At 57.7% G+C, this 1,446-nt stretch carries 2 protein-coding genes; both read right to left on the bottom strand.

The features are described from left to right. Nucleotides 1–129: 129 nt before the first annotated feature. Nucleotides 130–663, bottom strand: a complete 534-nt coding sequence (locus Q1K23_RS09000) for an isoprenylcysteine carboxylmethyltransferase family protein (protein ID WP_300363980.1) — start codon at nucleotides 661–663, stop codon at nucleotides 130–132. Then, a partial coding sequence (locus Q1K23_RS08995) for a sulfite exporter TauE/SafE family protein (protein WP_366522655.1) occupies nucleotides 653–1,446 on the bottom strand: 794 nt, incomplete at its 5' end. The genes Q1K23_RS08995 and Q1K23_RS09000, both read right to left, overlap by 11 nt.

Genomic DNA, 1,446 nt, shown 5'->3' with positions numbered 1-1,446 from the left:
TGTCAATCAACTTTAATGCAACCTGGATACATCGTTCCATATGGAAACAGTGTCGGGAAGAAAGGCGGCAAAGGTCGGGATGAGCTGAAAAGCGCGGAAAACCGTGGTTTGCCATTTGGAAAAAGTCTTCTATTTTCCTGAAAAGAGAAGTTTGAGGCAGGGGGGTCTGAAGCAGACCGGAGGAACGCGCCGGGCGTACTCGTCGTACTCCTTTCCGAACTTCTGGCGGCACTCCCGTTCTTCGAACGTCAGCACCATGACGACGATAAAAATCATCTCCACCGGGGCGATGAGCGTGATGTAGGCAGGAGATCCGACGAGGAAAGCCAGGGCCATAGGCACCAGCGTCAGTCCGAAGAGCATCGGATGGCGCATATGTTCATAGATGCCGGTGGTGACCAGCCGGTCGGTCTCCAGACGCGGTACGTCGGAGGAGGATTTGCCGTGTCTGGCCAGCTCCCTGCCCCCCGCGGCGGCGGCGCGAAAGGCCAGCTTCATCATCACGAAGCCGAGGGGAAATGTGAGCAGATGCCACAGGGGCGAAAAGAGCAGATCCCGATACCATCGCAGATCGAGCCACAGTCCCAGTGCCGTACCTCCGACGAGCATCACGGTCCAAAGAAGCAGCCGGACGACGACGGAAGGGGTGGTTCTAATCTTCATGGTGTTCTTTCAGCTCTTTCCCGAGTTCTTCTTTCATATGGATCATCTTGGTCTTGATCGTTTCGGGATGGGTGATGAGCATGTAGCCCTTGTATCCGGTGAAGAGGCCGTAGAGGATCACGAGCGCCCCCGCCGTCTTCACGGCGATCTGTCGGAACGCTACCTTCTGCATCAGAGAGCTCGAAAAGAAGCCCAGAGTGAAGAGGACGGGAATGGTCGCCAGACCGAAGACCAGCATTACCACAGCGCCCCACAGAGGCGAGGCTGTCGCGGCGGCGAAGGCGGCGAAGAAGTAGACGAAACCGCATGGGATGAAGCCGTTGAGCATGCCCAGCAGAAAAAAGCTGGGCAGAGACCGGGAGGCGATCAGGCGTCGAAAGAGGCTGCGAAAAAGGCCGCTGTTGGCGCCGGAGCTTTCGATATAGGTGATGAATTTGAGTTTTCCCATGAGGGAGAGCCCCATCAGCACCATCAGCACGCCGATAAAGATGAAAAGACCCCCTTTGCTCGCCATCGAAAAGGAGAAGACCTTTCCCAGCGCTCCGAAGAGGGCCCCGATGATCATGTAGGCGGCGACCCGGCCGGTGTTGTAGAGTAGATGGGCGAGACTCTGGTGTCCTTTGCCCCACTCCTGGTCGATCTTCGCGGCGCTGTAGGCCATGACGAAGCCGCCGCACATACCGATGCAGTGGCCGATGCTGCCCAGAAAGGCGACCAGAAAGACGGTCCCCAGATCGATGCCGCTCATGAGGCGTCGCCCCCGGAGGCGGCCAGGAAGTTTTG

This window comes from Hydrogenimonas sp., from assembly GCF_029933015.1.
In the GTDB taxonomy this organism is placed as follows: Bacteria; Campylobacterota; Campylobacteria; order Campylobacterales; family Hydrogenimonadaceae; genus Hydrogenimonas.
This window is presented reverse-complemented; position numbering and strand designations above follow the sequence as displayed.